Raw genomic sequence first — 22,033 nt, forward strand, 5'->3', positions numbered from 1 at the left:
GTCGTGCACGACATGACTTGGCTCACGATGTGTCGCATCGGAACGGTGATGTTCGAGGGCTGGGGCGTCTGAAGCTATGTCGAAAGCGCTCAATGATGCGCATGACGCCACCACAATCGGGACAGGCAGGAACCTCGGCCCAGGTTTGAGCCTCCGAATCCACAGGCGACGGCTGGCCATCGTTTGGGGCTGTTCGCTCATGATCGAGAAGTTCGCGGCAAAGGGCGAGCTTGGCAGCGCGATGGCGGTTGGCCATGAAGCCGAAGTGGCGGATGCGGTGGAAGCCGTCAGGCGGCGTATGAAGCAGGAAACGGCGAATGAACTCATCGGGCTTGAGATTCATGATCTTTGTCGCGCTGTTTTGGCGATAGTCCTTCCATGAGAAGGCGACATGATCGTCGTCGAGTGCGACGAGCCGGCTGTTGGCGATCGCGACGCGATGGGTGTAGCGGCCGAGATAGGCCAGGACCTGTGCGGGTCCGCCGAAGGGCCGCTTGGCGTAAGCAACCCAGTTGATGCGTCGCATGGCGTCGAGGTGGGCCGCAAAGGCAGCCGGCTCGGCCAGAGCTCCGAGATCGCCGAAGAAACGCAAGGCACCGGAGTTGAAGGCTGCCGACAGACGTTTGAGAAAAAGTGTGCGAAATAGTCTGGACAACGGTTTGACGGCCAGGAAGAAGTTCGGTCGGCAAGCGGTCCAGCGCGCGCCATCGGGCGAGAGGCCGCCACCCGGAACGACGCAATGGACGTGGGGATGATGCATCAGCGTCTGTCCCCAGGTGTGGAGGACGGCGACGCCGCCGATCGCACCGCCGATCGCACCGCCGAGCCGGCGTGGATTGGCGGCGAGCGTCGTCATCGCCTCGGCGGCAGCCTTGAACAGGATGGCATAGACGACGGCCTTGTTCTGGAAAGCGATCGCGGCGATCGGTGCGGGAAGTGTAAAGACGACGTGGAAATAGGGAACCGGAAGCAGGTCGGCTTGACGCGCGGCGAGCCACGCGGCTCGGGCTCTCCCCTGACACTTCGGACAGTGCCGATTGCGGCAGGAATTATAGGCAACGCGTGTCGTGCCGCAGTCGTCGCAAGCCTGCATGTGGCCGCCGAGCGCCTCGGTCCGGCACGCAACGATCGCGCTCATCACGCGCCGCTCGACCCGCCCCAGATGACCGGCATGTACACGGCGATAGGCGTCGCCATGCCGGCGCAGAATATCGGCAATCTCGATGGCGGGCCTGTTGGAGCGGATGTCGGAGCGGGTCATGACCCGCATCCCGCTGCGGGTCATCCAGGTGGCGTCACCTCCAGCGACAGGCGATCGAGCGGGCTCTGCGTCGCTCGGATCGTATCGGTGGCGACCTGCGTGTAGCGCGCTGTCGACGACAAATTATTGTGCCCGAGCAAGACCTGGATGATCCGGATATCGGTTCCGTTCTCGAGAAGATGTGTCGCGAAGCTGTGGCGCAGCGTGTGCAGCGTGACGCGCTTGGTCAGGCCCGCAGCCTTCACCGCCGACCGGCAGGCGGCATGCAGCACGGTCTGATCGATCGGATGATCTTCGTCACGACCAGGGAACAGATAAAGCCGCGGCCGGGCGAGCCGCCAGTAGGTGCGCAGGATGCCCAGCAGCTGGGGCGACAGCATCACGTTGCGATCCTTCGCGCCCTTGCCGTGGCGCACCTGGATGACGCCGCGGGCGCTGTCGATGTCTTCGATCCGCAGTCCCGCAACCTCCGAGGCCCTGAGCCCGGCCGCATAGGCGGTGGTGAGCGCGGCGCGGCTCTTCAGGCTCGATACCGCTTCAAGAGTAAGCGTAGCGCCGAGGCCCGTCTGATTGTTTGTGCGGAGTCTTGAGAGCACCGTTAGAAGAGTCATCTTCTGGAAGGGTGCTCACAATGGACGACCATTCTGACGACATAAGACGACCGTTGTCACCGCGTATTGAAGTGTTCGCTGGCGCAGGTCGAAAGCGCTGGCCGGATGATTTGAAGGCGCAGATTGCGGCGGAAAGCCTCGAACCGGGGGCGGTTGTAACAGACGTCGCTCGTCGCCATGGCTGCCGGCCCCAGCAGGTGCATGATTGGCGGCGCCGGGCGCGTTTGGGCCAGTTGGTATTGCCGGCGTCGGCGGACACGCTGTCGTTCGTGCCGGTGGTGTCGGAATTAGCGTTGCCTGCGGCCGCAGAGCCCTCCGGTTCGCCGGAAGCAGCCATTGTTACGGTTGAGTTCCAGGGCGCGCGCGTGGAGGTGCGCGGGGCGCCTGGCCTTGCTGCGTTGAGCGATGTGTTCATTGCGCTGCGACGGACACGTTCATGCTGACGATGCCGGCGAGCCTCATGATCTACGTGGCGACGCAACCTGTGGACTTCAGGAAGGGTGCAGAGGGCTTGGCGCTGCTGGCGAAGGATACGCTGGGCCATGACCCGATGAAGGGCGTGGCGGTGGTGTTCCGTGCGAAGCGCGCCGATCGGGTGAAGATCGTCGTCTGGGATGGCAGCGGCCTTGTGATGTACTGGAAGCGGCTCGATGGCAGCGGCTTCAAATGGCCACCCATCGTGGCCGGTGTGATGCGGATGAATGGGGCCCAGCTGTCAGCACTGCTGGCCGGCATGGATTGGACGCGCATGCACGCGCCTCGGATCCCGCAGCCGAAAGCGCTTGCGTAAAAATGCAAATCATCGCTGCATCGTGACGCGAAGCATGGCAAGCTCGGGCCAATGAGTGATTTGCCTGATGAGCTACCGAGCGATCCAGCCGAGTTGCGTGCCTTTGCCGCGGCTCTGCTGGATCGCTGCGCCCGGCTCGAGCGGTTGCTCAAGCTTGCGAAAGATGCGCAGTTCGGTCGGTCCTCGGAAAAGCTGGACGCTGATCAGCTGCAGCTTGTTCTGGAGGATATCGATCAGGCCGTTGCGGCTCTCGAAGCCGCCGAGAATCGTGCCAATCCCAAAACAGGCGAGAAGAGAGCTGCCGCGCGCAGAGCCAACCGTGGTCAGCTGCCGGAGCATTTGCCGCGCGTCATCGAGACTATGATGCCGGCCGAGAGCTGCTGCCCGTCTTGTAAGGGCAACCTCTTCGAGATTGGTCAGGATGAGAGCCAGAGGCTCGACGTCGTTCCGGCGCAGTATCGCGTCATCATCACCCGCCGTCCCAAGCTGGCCTGCCGCGCCTGTCATGGCGTCGTCCTGCAGCACGCGGCTCCCGAGCGATTGATCAGGGGAGGATTGCCCACCGAGCGGCTGGTCGCGCATGTGATCGATGCCAAGTATCACTGGCATTTGCCGCTTTACCGCCAGGTGCAGATGCTGGCGACGCACGGAATAGCGCTGGATCGTTCCACGCTCGCCTTCTGGGTCGGCTATGCCGCCCAGGAATTGAAGCCCGTGTGGCATCGTCTGCGCCAGCTTCTGCTCGCCTCCTCGAAGCTCTGTGTCGATGAGACCCCGGCGCCGGTGCTGGATCCGGGGCGCGGCAGAACAAAAACCGGCTACTTCTGGGCGCTGTCACGCGATGACAGGCCTTGGGCCGGACCTGATCCGCCTGGGGTAGTCTATGCCTATGCACCGGGCCGCGGCGCCGTTCATGGCTTGCGGCTGCTGGAGGGCTATCGCGGCATCATCCACTGCGACGGCTATCAGGCTTACAAGACCATGACCCGAGAGACGCGTGCGGACGCCCTGTCCGGGACGCTCGCCTTCTGCTGGTCGCATCTGCGGCGCCAGTTTGTGAAGATCGAGCGGGAGGCTGCGCCTGCGCCAGCTCCGGTTGCCCGCGAGGCTCTTGAGCGCATCGCCCAGCTTTACGCGGTCGAGAAGGCCCTCCGCGGCCGATCTGCGGACGAGCGCCGTGCTGGCCGACAAGCGCATACCCGGCCTCTGGTTGCAGCCTTGAAGCAGTGGTTTGAGGCCAAGCTCGATCACCTTGCGCAGAAGAGCGACACGGCGAAGGCTTTGCGCTATGCACTACGTCATTGGGACGGCCTGACGCTCTATCTTGATGATGGGCGCATCGAAATGGACACGAATGCTGTCGAGCGTGCGATGCGACCGATCAAGCTCAACGCCAAGAACTCTCTTTTTGCCGGTTGCGACGAAGGCGCCGGGAATTGGGCATTGCTGGCTTCGCTCATTGAGACCTGTAAGCTCAATGGCGTCAGTGCCGAGCACTGGCTCGCTGACGTTCTCGCCAAGCTCGTCAATGGTTGGCCTGCAGCGCGACTGGACGAACTGCTTCCCTGGGCGTCGACCTATACGATGCATACACGCGATCCGAGGCTGGCGGCATGAGCCTGAACACGACCGCGGTCCGGATCAAGGTGACCCTCAAGGATGTGAAGCCGGAGGTGATGCGTCGCCTTGTCGTACCCGTCACCCTGCGCCTTGATCGGCTGCATCTGACGCTTCAGGAGGCATTCGGCTGGACGAACAGTCACCTCTTCGAGTTCTTTGCTGGTGAGGCACATTGGGGGATTCCCGACCCCGACAATGATTACGGTCACCAGCCCATGGATGCCCGCAAAGCGCGGCTGTGCGATATCGTTCGCGAGACCGGCGCCAAGACGATCCACTATCTCTATGACTTCGGCGACAGCTGGGACCATGTGATCAAGCTCGAAAAATGGTTCGAGAACACCACGACGGAGGGGCTTCCCTTCCTGCTCGAGGCCGCCGGTCGTTGTCCTCCGGAAGACGTCGGCGGTGCGCCAGGCTATGCCGAATACCTCGCCGCCATCAGCGACCCCGCCCATCCCGAGCACGGACACATGCGCCTCTGGGGCCCGGAGCGGTTCGATCCCAACGTCGTCGACCGGAAGGCACTCGAAGCCGCCGTCAACGCGTTGTCCGACACAAGGAAGCCGCGGCGACGCGCCACGCGAACAAAATAGGCGTCAAGCGCCATTCAAAAGGGCCGCAGAGCTACGCTTACCTTCAAGAAACTGAACCACTTCGTCGGCGCTGAGAACGACCGGCAGCTTGCGCGGTTCTCGCGCATAGGGAATGCGCTCTGGGATGAGCGCCTCGCCGAGCGTGACGCCGTAGAAAAACCGTAGCGCACAGACGATCTGGTTCAGCGCCGGCCATGAGATGCCGGTCGAGACCAAATGCACCTGGAAGGCGCGGACGTCTTCCAGCTCTAACCGGTCAGGCGATCGGCCAAAATAGCGGCTGAACTTCGAAACCGCGCTGATGTAGGATCTTTGCGTCGCCGGCGACAGATTGCGGACGGTCATGTCTTCGATCATGCGGCGGCGAAGAGGGCTCAAATCGGCCATCTCGATACTCCTGTCTGAGGGGGTGGGCTCCACCAACACCCACATCCTCTCAGCCAGGAGGCGATCTATGCCACCTTGCCCCCTACGCCGCGGCAGCGGCTTCGTTCAATCCACAATCGAATTTGCAGGCTTTGGCGGTCTTTACCTCCCAATCCCTGCAATCTCAAACCGTCTCAAATCCGAAAAACAGACTCTCGCTCAATCGCTTAGAGCCTTGTTCACGGACGACGTGCTCCGGAACCTGCGTTGGAAACGATGCTGGGAAAAGCTGTAAATCAAGCAGCTTACAGATGAGTGGCAGTTGCAGCTGCCAATGATTCGAAGCGAACTATTAGGTCTGCCGGCTCATATACCGGCAGACCTCACAATCATTGATCCCTCTTCAGCTTGCGACGGCCCCAATGGGGCTCTTTGCCCTTCGGGTTGAGCTCCGGGACATAGTGGCGGTTCAACGCTCGCATGACTCCGATGCGGGCAAACATCGTCGGGCCACCACCTTCCGCCACCAGGATCAGCACCTGCATGGCGGCTTCGCGTGGCGTGTGTGAACCATTTGGGCGCTTCCACACGCGCGTTATGCCGGATGGGTAGGGCGCTAGCTTATCAACATGGCCCCGAGGCAGGCCGATCGAAATAGGCTCGCGGCATCACCAGCCAGAGCAAGAAGAGAGTTCCAAGTCCGCTCGTCAGTAGTGCGGTAGACAGGGGAACGTTGAGCAGCGCTAACACAGCCATCCCACCAGAGACGATTACGAAGCGAGCGGGGAGTCGAGATGAGCAGGCATTGCCGAAGGCGAGTACCAAGCCACAACCGAAGACGCTGAGCGGCGCTAACCGCGGCCCCACCGACGCGATCCCCTCCGTGGCAAACAGAGAGGCGTTTAGTGTACCAAACCGATATTCGCGCTCCAACACGACGCCCAGTTGCTCGCTGTAGGGGCAATGAAGGAGGGGCTTCAAAAATGATATCTGGCAAAAATACGTAAGAGGATGGGTAGCAAAGAAGCGGTCGTAGAGGTCTATGGAAATAGCCGGAACCGCGATCAGCCTGAAATTGAAGAGCCCAAAGATAGGGAGATAGTCATCGGGTAGCCCGGGGACCAGGACTAGGGAAATCGACAGCAGCCCAACCACCATTGGGATGAGCAGCGAGAGCATCACGGTTGCGCGCGGCCCGTTCCACATAGACAGCAGCAACAGGAACAACATCCAGGCCGGGGCGAGAAGATTCATCTTTGTGAGCATTATTGGATAGCCTAGGAAAAGGAGCGCAAGAGCGGCGCCGGCTCCTAACCACCGCCTTGAGAACGCGAAGCACGCGAAGGTAAACGGGAGCAGAGCGCCAGTCACGATGCCCATGAGATACGCGAGTGGCGTCGGCAGCACGATCCCCGACCGGTGCAAGTAGATGTTCTCATAACTGACGAATTTGAAATGATATTGCGCTGCCGCGATAAGAACCACTGCGCTAAGCGCGAGAGCGCCAATCAACAGCTTTCGCAGCAAACCAACTGAAAGCTCAGGGACCGGAGGCCGGCGTAGCGGCAGGAACATCGCCGGCAGAAATAACGCTGCGGCAGCGGCCAGCATCTCCCAGCTTGAAGTTGCCTCCGTGAGCGTCACATAGGTCAAAAGAACACTGAAAAAATAATAGCAAGCGAAATACCCGAAACTGATTCGGGCGAACAGGAACACGAAGCCCAGACAAACAAAGGGCAAGATCTGGATCAGGTTAGCGGCCTGACCGAACGCCGGGGGGTGCACATCGAGGATGTAGGAATAATAGATTCGAACGAAGAAAGCCGAGACCCAACAGACACATATTTGAGCTGCAAAGACGAGGCTGCCCCGATATCTGGCGCCCGGTTTAGCCGAGGGCTGCACGAACTCTTCAAAGGACTCGAACCTAACGACCTCTCCGCGCACGACCGCGTCGATCGCCGTACCGTCAACGAACCTGTAGGGCACGCCGTCATAGTAGCCCTCAACGACGAACGGCTCGCCGTCTGGAGCGAGCGCTTCGGGAACTTTATTCATGAAAGTTGAATAGCACAGCCGCCTTATCCGCGTAAATTCGTGAATAGCTGGAAGGTGTTCTTCATGCCGGGATAGGGCCGTCGAATGCGCGGAACCAGGACATCAGATCTTGTCGCGCTCAGCTCGAGCTAGATCCTGAACCTGCTTCGGTGCCGTCGCTGAATCGCGCCTCGAAGTGTCGCAGTCGGCGACGATCGAGTGCGGATAATGCGGACGAACTCGCTATCAGTCATCGAAACTCTCGAGACATCGCTGGTGTGCACGGTTCTTCACCTTGATCCAGTCTTTCGACCGGCCGGAGCCATAGCGCCAGTCGCGCCGTTTCGACACCAAGCCTTCCAGACCCATGCGACAAGCGGCGCCGAACAGCAACGCACGCGCCTTGGTACGAGGGCGTGCGGCGAGCCGTAACCGAGATAAGTGAGAACGTGAGAACCGGTGGACTCCGACTAAAGAAGATCTGGACGCTATTGCGGACGATCTCTGGCGCAAGCGTGCTGATGAGCCTCGCGTCGAGCGGGCGAAAGGGGCTGCGCCTAAACCCCCAAGGGTGACCTACGAGGCGAAGGAAGCGGTGCGGGAAATTTAGGGCCCGGTCACGAGCATTGACAATAAGCTGAGGTGGCTGAGCGAAGTCGATCTCAGGGGCTTCGCTTTCGAGGCTGGCGAGGTGTCGAAGGGTGCCGCCCAGACTGGCTCGGCATTGCTAACCCGTCTTATTCGTCAGAGGGCGCCTGAGAGGCTGGCGAGCGTGGTGTAAAGCGCTGATGCGGCGTAGGATTCGGTTGCGAAGCCAACCCCATCACCTTCAGCCGCGAACACCACGCCCGCCATGACCGACGATACGATTCTGCCCTTCTCGTTTCCAGCCGTTCACGCCAAGAAAGTCACAGCTGCCTTCGATGGCGGTCGGCTGACCTCGAACGGGGGCGTGATGCTTCTGGCGATGGCCGAGCGGCGTCTCGGCTTGGCCGACAATTTGGCCCGGGTGTTCCCGGATCGGCGCGATCCGACGCGGGTCGTGCACAGCCTGGTCGATATGTTCCGCGCGCGCATGTTCGCGATCTGCTGCGGCTACGAGGACGCCGACGACCTCGATCATCTGCGGTCCGATCCCGCATTCAAGCTGGCCTGCGGACGGCTGCCGGACACGGGTCGCGATCTGTGTTCCCAACCGACGCTGTCGCGCCTGGAGAATGCTCCGCGCCTGCGCGACGTGATCCGACTGACCTACACTTTGGTCGACGCATGGATGGATAGCTACCCGCGCGAGCCGGCATCCGTCACGCTCGACATCGATGATACCTGCGATGTCGTCCACGGCCATCAGCAGCTCTCGCTGTTCAACGCTCATTATGACGAACGCTGCTTCCTGCCGATCCACGTCTACGACACGGAGAAGAGCCGGCCCGTGGCGGTCGTGCTGCGGCCCGGCAAGACGCCGGGCGGCGTCGAGGTGCGTGCCCATCTGCGCCGCCTGGTACGGCATATCCGGACGCGGTGGCACAACACGCGAATTACGTTCCGTGGCGACGGGCACTATGCCCGGCCGGAGGCAATGGCGTGGTGCGAGACCAACGGCATCGACTACATCTTCGGTCTGTCCGGCACCAAGCCGCTCGCCAGAAAAGTCGACGCGGTCGCCGACGACATCCGCACGCGACGCGCCATCGAGAACCTGCCGGTTCTGCGCGGCTATACCGAGACGCGCCACAAGGCAAAGTCCTGGGATCGCGAACGACGCACCGTCGCCCGTATTGAGGCGACGATGCTCGGCCTCGACATCCGCTTCGTCGTCACCAGCCTCGATGTCGGCTCGGCCGAGTGGATCTACGACAGCCTGTATTGCGCGCGCGGCCAAGCCGAGAATCTGATCAAGCTGCATAAGACGCAGCTCGCCTCCGATCGCACCAGTTGCCGTTCGGCGCTCGCCAATCAAGTCCGCCTCGTTCTCCATACCGCCGCTTATTGACTGATGCTGACCGTGCGCGACGCCATTCCCAAAGTCCGGGAATTGGCCACTGCCGAGTTCGCGACGCTGCGTCTTCGGCTCTTGAAAATCGCCGCCCGGGTTGTCGAGACCAAGAGCCGCATTCGCCTTGCGTTCGCCGCGGCATGTCCCGAAGCCGACCTGATCCGCAGCTTGCCCGGCGCGCTGCTGCCGCTCGGTCCTTGACCGGTGGGGCGTCCGCCCGCGTTCACCCAACCCATCCCTCAAGCGCGTTGCAAAGTACCGGTCGTCAGGCGGTGAAAAGCCGAAGGCAATCCTGTGCGCCTCGTCAGCGGAGGTGTGCGGATGCACCAGTCGGACCAAAATACCGCGCTCTCACGAATAGGGCGGGCTAAGCTCGCGGATCACTACCGTGAGGTACTCGCCGCCGCCGCACTGGTCGCGGGACGTGGTACGCGGTCCTGCACATCATGCGAGGTCCGCGGGTTTTCTTTGCCGTTTTCTGGCTTGAAATAATTTCCCCTACGAGTCCACCAGCCCGGTCGCAGATAGGTGCTGGGAACGGGCCCAACTTGAGAAATGCTAAGGCCGCTCGACCAGGGTCTTTCGCGGTCGACCAAGCTTCGGACGGGGTGGTCTGACCTTGGACTCAGTCGACGGCACGACCTCCAGCCTGACCCGGAAAGTCTCAAAGAGACTTAGGACCCGGCTTAGCTGCGGATCCACGGTTCCTCCGAACGTCTTGTAGACCGTCGTCCGCATAATGCCGAGTTCGCGCGCGAGCGAGGTGACGTTCTGCGATTTGACGACGGTGCTCAGCTCCCGGATGGTGTCAGTCGGATCGTCGAAAGCGAAGGCTTGACTGATTCGTGTAGCGATCGCGCTCGGGCTGGCGATCCCGGACGCAGGCGTAATTCGGGCCTTTACGTTCAGCGCTTCGAGCAGCCTAAGAACCCGGCCGAGCTTCGGGTCGATTCGACCGCCAAACGTCCTGTAGAGGGTGTCGCGTCGCAGGCCCGCGTCCCGTGCCAGGAGCTGTACGTTATGAGCTCGCGTGACGAGGCTGAGCGCCGTCTTAGCCTTTAGTATATCATTTTCTTCAAAGTTATCAGATAGATAAGTGGCGATAGCCGCTGGATTGTCGCGGAATAAATCGGCTAAGTTTTCTTCGTTGCCAGCCAGCATTTCCAGAGCGTTTGTCCGTCACTGTGGCCTTCCAGCTACAGCATTATCGGCCGATACGTCTAGATTACCTCGCAGACATCGACGACGCTTCCACTTGGGGAATTTTCGACAATGAAAAAGACTTTGCTCGCTCTCGCCGCGGTTGTGGCGATGACCGGTTCGGCCTCGGCCGCTGACCTGGCTGCCCGTCCCTACGTGAAGGCTCCGATGCCGGCGCCGGTCGCCAACTGGACCGGCTTCTACATTTTCGGCGGTGGCGGTGGCGGCCTCTCTAATGCTGACCAGAGCGTTGTGGATACGGTTTCCGGTACGCCGCTGACGATCACCCAGCGCCAGGGCGGCTCGGGCTGGTTCGGCACCGTGGGCGCCGGTTACGACTGGCAGTTCAGCGGCACCTGGGTCGCTGGCGTGTTCGCTGACGGTCAGTTCGGCAGCATCCGCGCCACCATCCAGGATCCGCTCAATCAGATCACGGGCTCCCAGAAGCTCGAGACGTCGTGGGCCGCTGGTGTGCGCCTCGGCTGGCTGGCCGCCCCGAACGTTCTCACCTACGTCAACGGCGGTTACTCGGGCGCCCACTTCGGCCAGACCAACTTCACGGACCTCGCCGGCGTTCCCGTCGGTGCCCACCTCAACAGCTACAACCGCAACGGTTGGTTCATCGGTGGCGGCGTCGAGAATAGCCTGAACTTCTTCGGCATCAGCTCGCCCGGCTGGTTCATGAAGACCGAATATCGTTCGGCCTTCTACAACGCCAAGACCCAGGACGAGCTGTTCGACGCCGGCAACGTTCCGGTCGGCAACAGCATCCGCGCCAACAGCTGGAACCAGACGATCTCGACCTCGCTGGTCTACCGCTTCAACTGGACCGGTCCGGTCGTCGCGAAGTACTGATCTGGTCTCACGGCCAAACGTCAAAGCCCCGGCATCGTCCGGGGCTTTTTCGTTTGTCCTGAACGCTAGGCGCGCCGAGGCGTGCGAAGACGATGCGGCCTCCAAGAATTTCTGACTCATATTCATCTGCTTCAGGCACAACGATTGGCGTCGCACATAGGAGGCATCGCATCCTCGGCGGAGCAAGGAGGCGAACGATGCGATCAATCATTGCCATTGTTGTAACGATATGCGCTTTTTCTCCCGCGTTCGCTCTGACGCAGGGGGAGATTGAGGCAAAGCTACGTGCCGCGGGCTATTCGCAGGTTCCAGAGCATTTCGCGCGGGCGGATCGCGCTGGTGGCCGCCGCCGGGGTCGCTTTGTCGGCCGCGCCGGCGCATGCCGCCGATCCCGATCCCTACGCCGGTTTCGGTGGCGCGCGTTACGTCGCCATGGGCGCGGGCTTCCGGCGCGCGGATCTGCCGATGTTCTGTGCCGCCGCACGTGCCCTGCTGGCCGAGGTCGGCGGCAACGAGGCTGCGGCTGAGAAGCTTGCGCGAAGCCGCGGCCACGGCCGACTATCGATCGCGCTCGCGCTCGTTTTTGTCGGGACAGGGGTTGAGGAGGTGTGGCGGGTCGCTCCGTGGTGCTTTCGCAGCTCGGGTTCCCGCTGGTGGATCTTCATGCTATAACGGTCAGCGGCCGGTCACCCGGCGCAATCTGCAGTCCAAATTCCAGCCGGCTCACAAGGTCGGCGCGATTTTTGATTGGGCGTCGAGCGTGAGTTCTCAGGCGATGATATCAGCGGCGTGTGTGGTCGTTCTCGGATCGCTTACCTCGGGTTGTCTGAGCACTGGTCAGGCCACGTCTAAGCCGGCGGCCCACTCGGCTGCCCCTTGGGCTCGTGATCTTAATGAGCCCCCACCAAGTCGGCCGGCCGCGAAGGACGCAAATCCTCGCTAGGAATACTCTGGCTCCTTGCAAGCCTCTAGCCGGTTTTGCTTGCTCTCGGTGGTTGACCCACTGCACGCTGTCACGGTCTTACTGCGGCTGACAAGAGCGACCTAGCCCGATCTATTCACGAGAGCACGGTCGTTCTTGACGTCTGACTGGGGCTGGCGGCTGGCGTGGGTGACCGTCCGGCCTTTTGTCACCGGGTTCTACATCAAGCTGTTTTGTACGCGTTGGAGGAGTGGGGCGGGTGAGCGGGCGCAGGCCCGGTCGGTTACGGGCCGAGCGGGAGCAGCGCGCCGGGCAAGCTGCGGAAGAGGTCGGCTTCGGGGCATGCCGCGGCGAACGCAAGGCGAATGCGGCTCGCGGTTTCGACGACCCGGGCTGCGATTTTCAAGAGACGAAGACGCAGCGTCGCGAACTCGGCGGCGGCCAATTCCCGGACTTTGGGAATGGCGCCGCGCACGGTAAGCATCAACCAATAAGCGGCGGTGTGGAGAACGAGACGGACCTGGTTGGCGAGCGCCGAACGGCAACTGGTGCGATCGGAGGCGAGCTGCGTCTTATGCAGCTTGATCAGATTTTCGGCTTGGCCGCGCGCGCAATACAGGCTGTCGTAGATCCACTCGGCCGAGCCGACATCGAGGCTGGTGACGACGAAGCGGATGTCGAGGCCGAGCATCGTCGCCTCAATACGGGCGACAGTGCGCCGTTCGTGATCCCAGGACTTTGCCTTGTGGCGCGTCTCGGTATAGCCGCGCAGAACAGGCAGGTTCTCGATGGCGCGTCGCGTGCGAATGTCGTCGGCGACCTCGTCGACTTTTCTGGCGAGAGGCTTGGTACCGGACAGACCGAAGATGTAGTCGATGCCGTTGTTCTCGCACCACGTCATGGCCTCCGGCCGAGCATAGTGCCCGTCGCCACGGAACGTAATTCGCGTCTTGTGCCACCGCGTCCGGATATGCCGTATCAGGCGGCGCAGATGGGCACGCACCTCGACGCCGCCCGGCGTCTTGCCGGGCCGCAGCACGACCGCCACGGGCCGGCTCTTCTCCGTGTCGTAGACGTGGATCGGCAGGAAGCAGCGTTCGTCATAATGCGGATTCCGACGAAGCCGGCCATGCATTCCAATTCGAAGCCGGCCGGGTATTCCGATCTGAAGCCGGCCACCCGTGGCGTCGTTCGCATGGGTCAATTTCATGATGTCGTCGAGGGCTGGGAAGGTCAAGAGACCGGTTGATCTTGAGCGGGTTGCTTCTGCTTCCTGAGGCTCTCTCCTTTGAGTTCGATGCGGTAGGCATTGTGGACGAGGCGATCGAGAATCGCGTCGGCGATGGTGGGGTTGCCGATGATTTCGTACCAGCGATCGACGGGCAGCTGGCTGGTGACGATAATCGAGCGGGCTTCGTATCGATCCTCGACGATTTCGAGCAAATCACGGCGCTGGTCGGCGTCGAGAGGTTCTGGTCCCCAGTCGTCCAGGATCAGCAGATCAAGTCGTGCGATCGCCCGCAGCATCTTGGTATAGCGGCCATCGGCGCGGCCGAGTGCGAGAGCGGCGAAGAGACGCGGCACACGATGGTAGGCAACTGAGAAGTCGTCTCGGCAAGCCTTGTTGCCGAGGGCACAAGCGAGCCAGCTCTTGCCGACGCCGCACGGCCCGGTAACAAGGAGATTATGTCGTGCCCGGATCCAGTCGCCAGCGGCGAGTTTTAGAAAGAGCGTGCGGTCGAGGCCGCGGATAGCGCGGTAATCGACATCCTCGACGCAGGCGGCATGACGCAGCTTGGCGGCTCGAGCTCTGCTTTCGAACCGCTTTTGCTGGCGCAGCGTTTTCTCGTGTTCCAGGAGCAACGCCAGCCATTCGGCGTGTTCGAGGCTGCGCGCTTCGGACTGGGCATCGAGGTCCTTGAAGCCTTTGGCCATACCGTGGAGACCAAGGCTATGCAGCAGGTCGAGGGTGGGATGGGTGAGCATGCTGGATAATCCTTTCAATGGAAGTAACCGGGGCCGCGCAGATTGGGATGTTCGATGATCGCGTCCTCGGTATCGCGAGAACTGCGTTCGAGCTTGTTGGCGATGATGGAGGCGATGCTCTTGTAGGTCAGTGCGCTGACCGCGACCGCGCGGGCCGCGATCAGCTCGGCGCGTTCGGGATCAATATCCTTGAACAGCCGAAGCACGCCGAGACAGGTCCGGAATCCCTGTTCGGGATGAGGCCGATTGGCCAGGATGGCGAGAACGAGCCCCTCGGTGTTGGGCCCGATCGACCGCCCCCAGCGCCGGAATCGATCGGGAGTCCACTCGGCGTAACGCCGATGCGCACTGGGCATGTGATCGGGATCAGTGCCGTGCCGGCGGCCGCCATAACGGCGCTGGTGAGCAGCAACACGCAAACCCCGATGGAACAACTCGATGGTCCGGGTGGTGGCGCGAACGTCGACCTGCTCCCGGATCAGGCCGTGTGGAACTGAGTAGAAGAAGCCGTCGACCTCGACGTGATAATCGAGCGAGACGCGGGCCAGGAGCCATTCCGCGAACTGATAGTCGGCATCCGGCAACGGCGCCAGGACAGGCATCTCGACGGTCTCGAACAATTGTCGGCGGCTGACGCCGATCCGGCGCATGACGTGGGCGTTGATGCGCTCCAGCGCGGCGGCGATTGCCGCATTCGCCTCAGCCAGCGAGAAGAAGGTCTGCCGGCGAAGCCGCCCGAGGATATAGGTCTGGGCAAAACGCACTCCGGCTTCCACTTTTGCCTTATCCCGGGGCTTTCTTGGCCGTGCCGGAAGGATGCCAACGCCGTAATGGGACGCCATCATCCCGTAGCTGCGATTGATTTCGGGGTCGTAGAACGACGCCCGGTGCACGCCGGACTTCAGATTGTCAGGGACGACGAGGCGTGGCACCCCGCCAAAGAACCGGAACATTCGGACATGAGCCTCGATCCAGTCCGGAAGTGTCTGCGTCCAGGTCGCCTCGGCGTAGGTGTAATTCGAGGCGCCAAGCACGGCGACGAAGATCTCCGCGTCGCGCACAACCCCGGTTGCGCGATCAACGATCATGATCTTCTTGCCGGAGTAATCGACAAAGACCTTGTCGCCGGCCGGATGGTCCTGCCGCATCGTCGGAGACAGCCGCCGCTCGAATTCCCGGAATAAATCGCAGAACCGGCTGTAGCCATAACCTTCCGGATGGACCGCCCGGTACTCCTCCCACAGCACCATCAGATTGACGCCAGGCCGCTTCAGCTCACAGGCCAGCGAGGCCCAATCCGGCTCCCGGCGCCGGCGGAAGCCGCGCCTGACGCCGGCATGGGCAAACAGACGTTGTTCAAGAACGGCGTCGGTCAGATCGCCCGCCAAAGGCCACGCCAGCCCGGCAGTCGAGGCACGCTTGAGATTGTCCTGGATCGTGCTGCGCGCCACCCCGAGCGTGCGCCCGATCTCCCGGGCGCTCACCCCATCACGGGCAAGCCGCAGCATCTGTCGTATCTGTCGCATGGTCAGTTCTCTCTTGGCCGGCATCCGCTTCCCCTCGTGGATCAACGAGGGACTTGATGCCTGAAGGACTGACCCAAACGAAAACGCCGACTTCCAAAACCCGGCCGGCTTCAAATCGGAACGATGGCCGGCTTCAAGTCGGAATACCCGGCCGGAATAAATCGGAATCCGCAGTCATAATGAGCGTTGAACAGCGAGAGCTGCTGATGGCCGTGGACGACATCGCAGGTATCATCGATGTCGAGCGTGACGGATGCCGGCTCGCGCGGGTAGCTATCCATCCATGCGTCGACCAAAGTGTAGGTCAGTCGGATCACGTCGCGCAGGCGCGGAGCATTCTCCAGACGCGACAGCGTCGGTTGGGAACACAGATCGCGACCGCTGTCCGGCAGCCGTCCGCAGGCCAGCTTGAATGCGGGATCGGACCGCAGATGATCGAGGTCGTCGGCGTCCTCGTAGCCGCAGCAGATCGCGAACATGCGCGCGCGGAACATATCGACAAGGCTGTGCACGACCCGCGTCGGATCGCGCCGATCCGGGAACACCCGGGCCAAATTGTCGGCCAAACCGAGACGCCGCTCGGCCATCGCCAGAAGCATCACGCCCCCATTCGAGGTTAGGCGTCCACCATCGAAGGCAGCTGTGACTTTCTTGGCGTGAACGGCTGGAAACGAGAAGGGCAGAATCGTATCATCGGTCATGGCGGGCGTGGCGTTCGCGGTTGAGGTGATGGGGTTGGCTTCGCAACCGAATCCTACGCCGCATCAGCGCTTTACACCACGCTCGCCAGCCTCTCAGGCGCCCTCTCGCGAATAAGGCGGGCTAGATCGGTGGGCTGGTCTTCTACATCCAGCTTACCGGTTCTGATGATGAGGGTATTGGCGGTCGTCGCCTTGCTACTACTGCCAACCAATCCCCTCCGCGCCGGGGCGACCATCGTCGGCGCAGGTTCGCAGTCGTGCTCGACGTGGACGAACAGAACCAAGAATGCGGTAGTAAAGGGCGCCTTCGAATCCTGGGCTGTAGGCTTCATCAGTGGTCTGAATGTTAGCGGCGATAGAGAAATTGTCGGAGGCGGTGACTTTACAGCGATAATTGCTTGGATGGACCAGCGCTGTAGATCTCGTCCGACCGACCAAATTGGAATCGCAGCCCTAGATCTCGCGATGGAATTAGCCCGCCCTATTCGTGAGAGCGCGGTATTTTGGTCCGACTGGTGCATCCGCACACCTCCGCTGACGAGGCGCACAGGATTGCCTTCGGCTTTTCACCGCCTGACGACCGGTACTTTGCAACGCGCTTGAGGGATGGGTTGGGTGAACGCGGGCGGACGCCCCACCGGTCAAGGACCGAGCGGCAGCAGCGCGCCGGGCAAGCTGCGGATCAGGTCGGCTTCGGGACATGCCGCGGCGAACGCAAGGCGAATGCGGCTCTTGGTCTCGACAACCCGGGCGGCGATTTTCAAGAGCCGAAGACGCAGCGTCGCGAACTCGGCAGTGGCCAATTCCCGGACTTTGGGAATGGCGTCGCGCACGGTCAGCATCAGCCAATAAGCGGCGGTATGGAGAACGAGGCGGACTTGATTGGCGAGCGCCGAACGGCAACTGGTGCGATCGGAGGCGAGCTGCGTCTTATGCAGCTTGATCAGATTCTCGGCTTGGCCGCGCGCGCAATACAGGCTGTCGTAGATCCACTCGGCCGAGCCGACATCGAGGCTGGTGACGACGAAGCGGATGTCGAGGCCGAGCATCGTCGCCTCAATACGGGCGACGGTGCGTCGTTCGCGATCCCAGGACTTTGCCTTGTGGCGCGTCTCGGTATAGCCGCGCAGAACCGGCAGGTTCTCGATGGCGCGTCGCGTGCGGATGTCGTCGGCGACCGCGTCGACTTTTCTGGCGAGCGGCTTGGTGCCGGACAGACCGAAGATGTAGTCGATGCCGTTGGTCTCGCACCACGCCATTGCCTCCGGCCGGGCATAGTGCCCGTCGCCACGGAACGTAATTCGCGTGTTGTGCCACCGCGTCCGGATATGCCGTACCAGGCGGCGCAGATGGGCACGCACCTCGACGCCGCCCGGCGTCTTGCCGGGCCGCAGCACGACCGCCACGGGCCGGCTCTTCTCCGTGTCGTAGACGTGGATCGGCAGGAAGCAGCGTTCGTCATAATGAGCGTTGAACAGCGAGAGCTGCTGATGGCCGTGGACGACATCGCAGGTATCATCGATGTCGAGCGTGACGGATGCCGGCTCGCGCGGGTAGCTATCCATCCATGCGTCGACCAAAGTGTAGGTCAGTCGGATCACGTCGCGCAGGCGCGGAGCATTCTCCAGACGCGACAGCGTCGGTTGGGAACACAGATCGCGACCCGTGTCCGGCAGCCGTCCGCAGGCCAGCTTGAATGCCGGATCGGACCGCAGATGATCGAGGTCGTCGGCGTCCTCGTAGCCGCAGCAGATCGCGAACATGCGCGCGCGGAACATATCGACAAGGCTGTGCACGACCCGCGTCGGATCGCGCCGATCCGGGAACACCCGGGCCAAATTGTCGGCCAAGCCGAGACGCCGCTCGGCCATCGCCAGAAGCATCACGCCCCCGTTCGAGGTCAGCCGACCGCCATCGAAGGCAGCTGTGACTTTCTTGGCGTGAACGGCTGGAAACGAGAAGGGCAGAATCGTATCATCGGTCATGGCGGGCCTGGTGTTCGCGGCTGAAGGTGATGGGGTTGGCTTTGCAACCGAATCCTACGCCGCATCAGCGCTTTACACCACGCTCGCCAGCCTCTCAGGCGCCCTCTGACGAATAAGACGGGTTAGCTGGCAACGCAGCGAAGCGCTGACCCACCGGTTCCCGCGCTGGCCGGTTTTTGTCACTGACGCGAGCGATTCCTCTGCTGAGAGGCGGTGCGTCATGGACTGTCTCAGCCTTGTCATACCCGCCACTATTGGCTGATCCTGACGATTTGACGCCGCCTCCGTTGGCGGGCACTGGTCCTGAGTTGATTTAGCCCGTGTCCTAGTTTGTACCAGACGCTAATCAATCGTGAATTGCCGGCACACTGCCCACGCAGGGATACTGACCCGGCGATGATGACGGTGCTGTTCATTACTGCCTCGGTCGGCGTCTTGGCTGTGAGTGCCACATTCGCGGTGATCATCTATATCGATGCTCGGGCCGAGCGCAGGCACCGACAGTAAGGCCGCCTCAGTTGGCCTCCTTCATTCTGCAGGTGGCGCGCGGCGTAAGGCGCCTTGTAACGTTATGAATTTTTGTGCGCTTGGCGCGGTGGCGCTCGATTTGCAGTACTGTTGATCTATCCAAGGGGGTCCGGCTGGATGAGAGCTCGCTTATGGGCGCCCCGCTTCGGCGTTACTTTGAGCTGCAAGCCCATTGCGGTGAGCACCGCCAAAACGGTTGAAAAATTCGGAAGCTGTTCATTGCCGAAAGCACGATAAATGCTGGTACGCTGCAGCCCGGCCTCCCTTGAGATCTCCGAAATGTTGAAATCTTTGAGCGCCTCTCCGATCGCCCCGCAGATTCTGTGAGGTTCAGCTGATGCGAATGCTTGGTTCAGCTCATCGGCGAGTTTCGAGGGGATGACTGGCCGGTAAGTCTTCGTCACTTGAGCCTCCCAAAGCAGAAGGCCGGCTCTTTGAGCCGGCCTTTGTTGTTTGAATGAAGCTACTCAATACCTTGGGATGAGCGGACCACCAAAACGGTAGTTCACGCGAACCAGACCCATGTCGACATCCTGACCGATGCGAGCCGTGGCGAAAGAAACTCCCGCCGGATCGGTGAAAACGGTGTCGTGATGGCCCAGGAAGATATGGTCGTATTCGAAGCCCACCGACCAATTCGGCGCGAAGCCGAACTCTACCCCGGCGCCGACCGTACCGCCCCAACGAGCGGTGTCGCGTGTGGTAGCCAGGAGCGTACCGGCGCCGACGAATCCAGGCGGAACGTAGGCGTCGAAGCGATCTCCAACTACCGCTGCACCGCCCTTTACGTAGAGGAGAACATTATTCCAGGCATAGCCCACTTGGCCCGTGATCAAACCAAAGGCGTCGATGCGGCTGCGATTATCGGTACCTGAGAAGAGACCGATGTTGCTGCCGGTGAAATCGGCCCAGTTGCCCTGGCCCTCGACGCCGAAGACCCAGTTAGCCGACTGCCACCGGTACCCGATCTGACCACCAACCGTGCCTCCAGTTGCGTTGTGGCACCCGTCGGCAGCAGCCGGAACAATCGGGAACGCGCCGATCGCGACGATATCCGCGCAAGTGTGCGCCGAGCCGTAACCACCGTTGACGCCAATGTAAAAGCCGCTCCAGTCGTAGATGGTGGCGACCATCGGCGGCGGAGCCTTGGTGTACGGCCGGGCGGCCAAGTCCGCCGCACTGGCTGGTGCCGCCAGAGCTAGAGCCAACGTTCCGGCCGCAGCCACAAAAAGCACTTTCATGCGCGTGTCTCCCCAGAATGAATTACAAGTTCAATGAATTCGGTGCGCTTCGCCACCTGACTTGGCCAAGTGTATGCGGCTCGCTGGGGATTGCTGTAACCGCCCTACAACACTTGTTGCCAAAGGTGGACGGTGGATTCCTAATATTTGTTAGATAGTTGGAACTTAGTGCCTGTTAACGTGCACAGGGCATTTTGAGCCCACCACCATTTAAGATGGCGGCGTTTTGGGACGCGGTCAGTTGCCAGCGGACCGCCCGTTGCCGCGTGGTTGACTGTTCGCCCGCCGCTCCACATCGCGCCTTCGGTGATTGATTTGACCGTGATCTTTCCGACGATCCGCGGCACACTTTTCCGGTTCATGCCGGGCCGCTATGCCGAAGCGGCATCGTGGGTGTCAATGGCATTGCAGGACAATCCGGACTATCAACCTGGATTACGGATCGCCGCTCCAAGCAATGCGATGGCAAGAAGGATTGCGGCAAGCCGGGCTGCCGGAATGACGATTGCAGCCAGGGATTTCGCCCGTGGCAACGAGGATCGAATGACTTCCGCTTCTGGCCCTAGCGGGCCTTCGTGAAATGTCGGCTTCTGCGCCGCTGTTGGCGAATATGCGGACATCGTGGACTTATGAGTACGCGCTCTAGTCGAAGCAAGCCCCTACTTGGGTGTGGCTGGCACGACAAGCTGTGAGGTGAGTGTTCCACCTCGGTTTTTGCCGATGGGCCGGCACGGTTCCTGACGTCAAGTTGAGATGGTCCGGCGGGTGAGATCGAGGCACGCCCCGATGGCAAGCAGCAGGAACATCCCGATCGGAAACATGTAGATCATCGCATAGTTGATTAGGACGGCCTGCCCGATGAAAAAGCAGGTGTAGAGCGACGCGACGAACAGTGCTGCGTCCGCGGCATTAGGTGGAAGGTGACGTGCGATCCAGATGCATATTTCAGTGATCGTGAGCAGCGATTTCGCGCGATCATGAGCGCCGAATTCAGACGATCGTGAGCAGCCTCGCTCCGGCCGAGGCGGTGATAGGGTCAGCGTTCTGGCTGCTCGTCAAGGGTGATGGTTTTGGCGTTGCGTTTTCGCATGCTTTCGCCAGCAAGCTGGAGGCGGTGAGCGTTGTGGACGAGGCGATCCAGAATCGCGTCGCCTAGCGTGGGATCTCCGATAACTTCGTGCCATGTGTCCACAGGGAGTTGGCTGGTTACGATGGTGGAGGAGCGGCCATGGCGATCGTCAAGGATTTCCAGTAGATCGCGCCGCTCGGCAGCGGTGAGCACCGACAATCCCCAATCATCCAAAATCAGAACCTGGGCGCGGCCAAGGGTTTTGAGCAAGCGGGCATAACGTCCATCGCCCCGCGCGAGCCCCAACGCTTCGAACAATCTTGGGACGCGGTGATAGAGGACCGAGCGATTATCTCGGCAGGCCTTGTGGCCGAGGGCACAGGCTAACCAACTTTTGCCCAATCCGGTCGCCCCGGTTATGAGCAAATTCTCGTGGCGATCGATCCAGTCGCCGCTGGCGAGCTTGGCGAAGACGGCCCGGTCGATACCCCGCGGCGTGCGCAAATCGACGTCCTCCACGCAGGCATTCTGGCGGAGCGAGGCCAGCTTGAGGCGCGTGGTGAGCCGCCTGGTGTCGCGTTCCGCCGCTTCCCGGTCGACCAGCAGGCCGATGCGATCTTCGAACGGCAAGGCTTCGAGATCAGGCGATCGTCGCTGCTCCTCGAAGGCCTTGGCCATGCCGCTCAAGCCGAGCTCGATCAGGCGTTCGTGGGTGGGATGGTTGAGCATACAGGTCTCCTTGG

General features: G+C 61.6%; 17 protein-coding genes and 5 pseudogenes. 8 read left to right on the forward strand and 14 right to left on the reverse strand.

Going from position 1 to position 22,033, the window contains the following annotated elements:
- Positions 1–22 precede the first annotated feature (22 nt).
- Together HAP41_RS15955 and HAP41_RS15960 are read right to left on the reverse strand one after the other, a co-directional pair.
- Positions 23–1,261 (reverse strand): IS91 family transposase, encoded by a 1,239-nt coding sequence (locus HAP41_RS15955; protein ID WP_166099975.1) that lies wholly within the window; start codon positions 1,259–1,261, stop codon positions 23–25.
- 20 nt (positions 1,262–1,281) lie between these two features.
- Positions 1,282–1,803, reverse strand: a pseudogene (locus HAP41_RS15960) (tyrosine-type recombinase/integrase); the annotation flags it as partial.
- A gap of 89 nt (positions 1,804–1,892) precedes the next feature.
- Between HAP41_RS15960 and tnpA the strand changes: the two are divergent.
- From tnpA to HAP41_RS15980, 4 genes are read left to right on the forward strand one after another with little or no spacing between them, the layout of a single operon-like run.
- Complete coding sequence (gene tnpA, locus HAP41_RS15965; protein WP_166055731.1) at positions 1,893–2,315, forward strand: IS66-like element accessory protein TnpA; 423 nt, start codon at positions 1,893–1,895, stop codon at positions 2,313–2,315.
- Positions 2,309–2,662 (forward strand): IS66 family insertion sequence element accessory protein TnpB, encoded by a 354-nt coding sequence (tnpB, locus tag HAP41_RS15970; RefSeq protein WP_166065968.1) that lies wholly within the window; start codon positions 2,309–2,311, stop codon positions 2,660–2,662. The genes tnpA and tnpB overlap by 7 nt, the downstream gene beginning before the upstream one ends.
- A gap of 51 nt (positions 2,663–2,713) precedes the next feature.
- A complete protein-coding gene (tnpC, locus tag HAP41_RS15975) occupies positions 2,714–4,279 on the forward strand; it encodes an IS66 family transposase (protein WP_166099966.1) in 1,566 nt (521 codons plus the stop codon).
- Positions 4,276–4,878: a plasmid pRiA4b ORF-3 family protein gene (locus tag HAP41_RS15980; RefSeq protein ID WP_166055583.1), complete on the forward strand. Its 603-nt coding sequence runs from the start codon at positions 4,276–4,278 to the stop codon at positions 4,876–4,878. Before tnpC ends, HAP41_RS15980 begins: the two co-directional genes overlap by 4 nt.
- A gap of 30 nt (positions 4,879–4,908) precedes the next feature.
- On the opposite strand, the pseudogene HAP41_RS15985 reads toward HAP41_RS15980, so the two are convergent.
- From HAP41_RS15985 to HAP41_RS15995, 3 genes and pseudogenes are all read right to left on the reverse strand, one after another.
- Positions 4,909–5,265: pseudogene (locus tag HAP41_RS15985) on the reverse strand (phage integrase N-terminal SAM-like domain-containing protein); the annotation flags it as partial.
- A 368-nt stretch (positions 5,266–5,633) separates the two neighbouring features.
- Positions 5,634–5,789, reverse strand: coding sequence for a hypothetical protein (locus tag HAP41_RS15990; protein WP_166099961.1), 156 nt, complete (start codon positions 5,787–5,789; stop codon positions 5,634–5,636).
- Between the two features lie 79 nt (positions 5,790–5,868).
- A complete protein-coding gene (locus tag HAP41_RS15995) occupies positions 5,869–7,302 on the reverse strand; it encodes a hypothetical protein (protein ID WP_166099955.1) in 1,434 nt (477 codons plus the stop codon).
- An 832-nt stretch (positions 7,303–8,134) separates the two neighbouring features.
- On the opposite strand from HAP41_RS15995, the pseudogene HAP41_RS16000 reads away from it, so the two are divergent.
- Positions 8,135–9,478: pseudogene (locus HAP41_RS16000) on the forward strand (IS1380 family transposase).
- Positions 9,479–9,835: 357 nt separating this feature from the next.
- On the opposite strand, the gene HAP41_RS16005 reads toward HAP41_RS16000, so the two are convergent.
- Positions 9,836–10,438: a helix-turn-helix domain-containing transcriptional regulator gene (locus HAP41_RS16005; RefSeq protein WP_166099952.1), complete on the reverse strand. Its 603-nt coding sequence runs from the start codon at positions 10,436–10,438 to the stop codon at positions 9,836–9,838.
- A 111-nt stretch (positions 10,439–10,549) separates the two neighbouring features.
- On the opposite strand from HAP41_RS16005, the gene HAP41_RS16010 reads away from it, so the two are divergent.
- Positions 10,550–11,332, forward strand: a complete 783-nt coding sequence (locus tag HAP41_RS16010; RefSeq protein ID WP_038958616.1) for an outer membrane protein — start codon at positions 10,550–10,552, stop codon at positions 11,330–11,332.
- A gap of 285 nt (positions 11,333–11,617) precedes the next feature.
- Positions 11,618–12,004, forward strand: coding sequence for a hypothetical protein (locus HAP41_RS16015; protein WP_166099945.1), 387 nt, complete (start codon positions 11,618–11,620; stop codon positions 12,002–12,004).
- Between the two features lie 533 nt (positions 12,005–12,537).
- On the opposite strand, the pseudogene HAP41_RS16020 reads toward HAP41_RS16015, so the two are convergent.
- From HAP41_RS16020 to HAP41_RS16050, 7 genes and pseudogenes are all read right to left on the reverse strand, one after another.
- Positions 12,538–13,368, reverse strand: a pseudogene (locus HAP41_RS16020) (IS1380 family transposase); the annotation flags it as partial.
- A gap of 119 nt (positions 13,369–13,487) precedes the next feature.
- Complete coding sequence (istB, locus tag HAP41_RS16025) at positions 13,488–14,240, reverse strand: IS21-like element helper ATPase IstB (RefSeq protein WP_166057122.1); 753 nt, start codon at positions 14,238–14,240, stop codon at positions 13,488–13,490.
- Positions 14,241–14,254: 14 nt separating this feature from the next.
- Positions 14,255–15,766, reverse strand: coding sequence for an IS21 family transposase (gene istA / locus HAP41_RS16030; protein ID WP_166105319.1), 1,512 nt, complete (start codon positions 15,764–15,766; stop codon positions 14,255–14,257).
- Between the two features lie 173 nt (positions 15,767–15,939).
- Positions 15,940–16,467, reverse strand: a pseudogene (locus tag HAP41_RS16035) (transposase); the annotation flags it as partial.
- Between the two features lie 641 nt (positions 16,468–17,108).
- Entirely contained in the window at positions 17,109–18,452 is a 1,344-nt protein-coding gene (locus HAP41_RS16040; RefSeq protein WP_166053720.1) for an IS1380 family transposase, read from the reverse strand.
- Positions 18,453–19,075: 623 nt separating this feature from the next.
- A complete protein-coding gene (locus HAP41_RS16045) occupies positions 19,076–19,384 on the reverse strand; it encodes an addiction module antidote protein (protein ID WP_166099937.1) in 309 nt (102 codons plus the stop codon).
- A 63-nt stretch (positions 19,385–19,447) separates the two neighbouring features.
- The gene (locus tag HAP41_RS16050) at positions 19,448–20,221 is read right to left on the reverse strand and encodes an outer membrane protein (RefSeq protein WP_038958620.1); all 774 of its coding nucleotides are present in this window, start codon (positions 20,219–20,221) and stop codon (positions 19,448–19,450) included.
- 306 nt (positions 20,222–20,527) lie between these two features.
- Here HAP41_RS16050 and HAP41_RS16055 point away from each other — a divergent pair, with 306 nt between their 5' ends.
- Positions 20,528–20,800 (forward strand): hypothetical protein, encoded by a 273-nt coding sequence (locus tag HAP41_RS16055; protein ID WP_166099933.1) that lies wholly within the window; start codon positions 20,528–20,530, stop codon positions 20,798–20,800.
- Between the two features lie 457 nt (positions 20,801–21,257).
- Here HAP41_RS16055 and istB (HAP41_RS16060) read toward each other — a convergent pair whose 3' ends face one another.
- Positions 21,258–22,019 carry an IS21-like element helper ATPase IstB gene (istB, locus tag HAP41_RS16060; RefSeq protein WP_166063422.1) on the reverse strand — a complete coding sequence of 254 codons (762 nt, stop codon included), beginning with the start codon at positions 22,017–22,019 and terminating at the stop codon, positions 21,258–21,260.
- Between the last annotated feature and the right edge of the window lie 14 nt (positions 22,020–22,033).

Origin of the sequence: Bradyrhizobium barranii subsp. apii, assembly GCF_011516635.5 — a bacterium.
Taxonomy (GTDB): domain Bacteria; phylum Pseudomonadota; class Alphaproteobacteria; order Rhizobiales; family Xanthobacteraceae; genus Bradyrhizobium; species Bradyrhizobium barranii.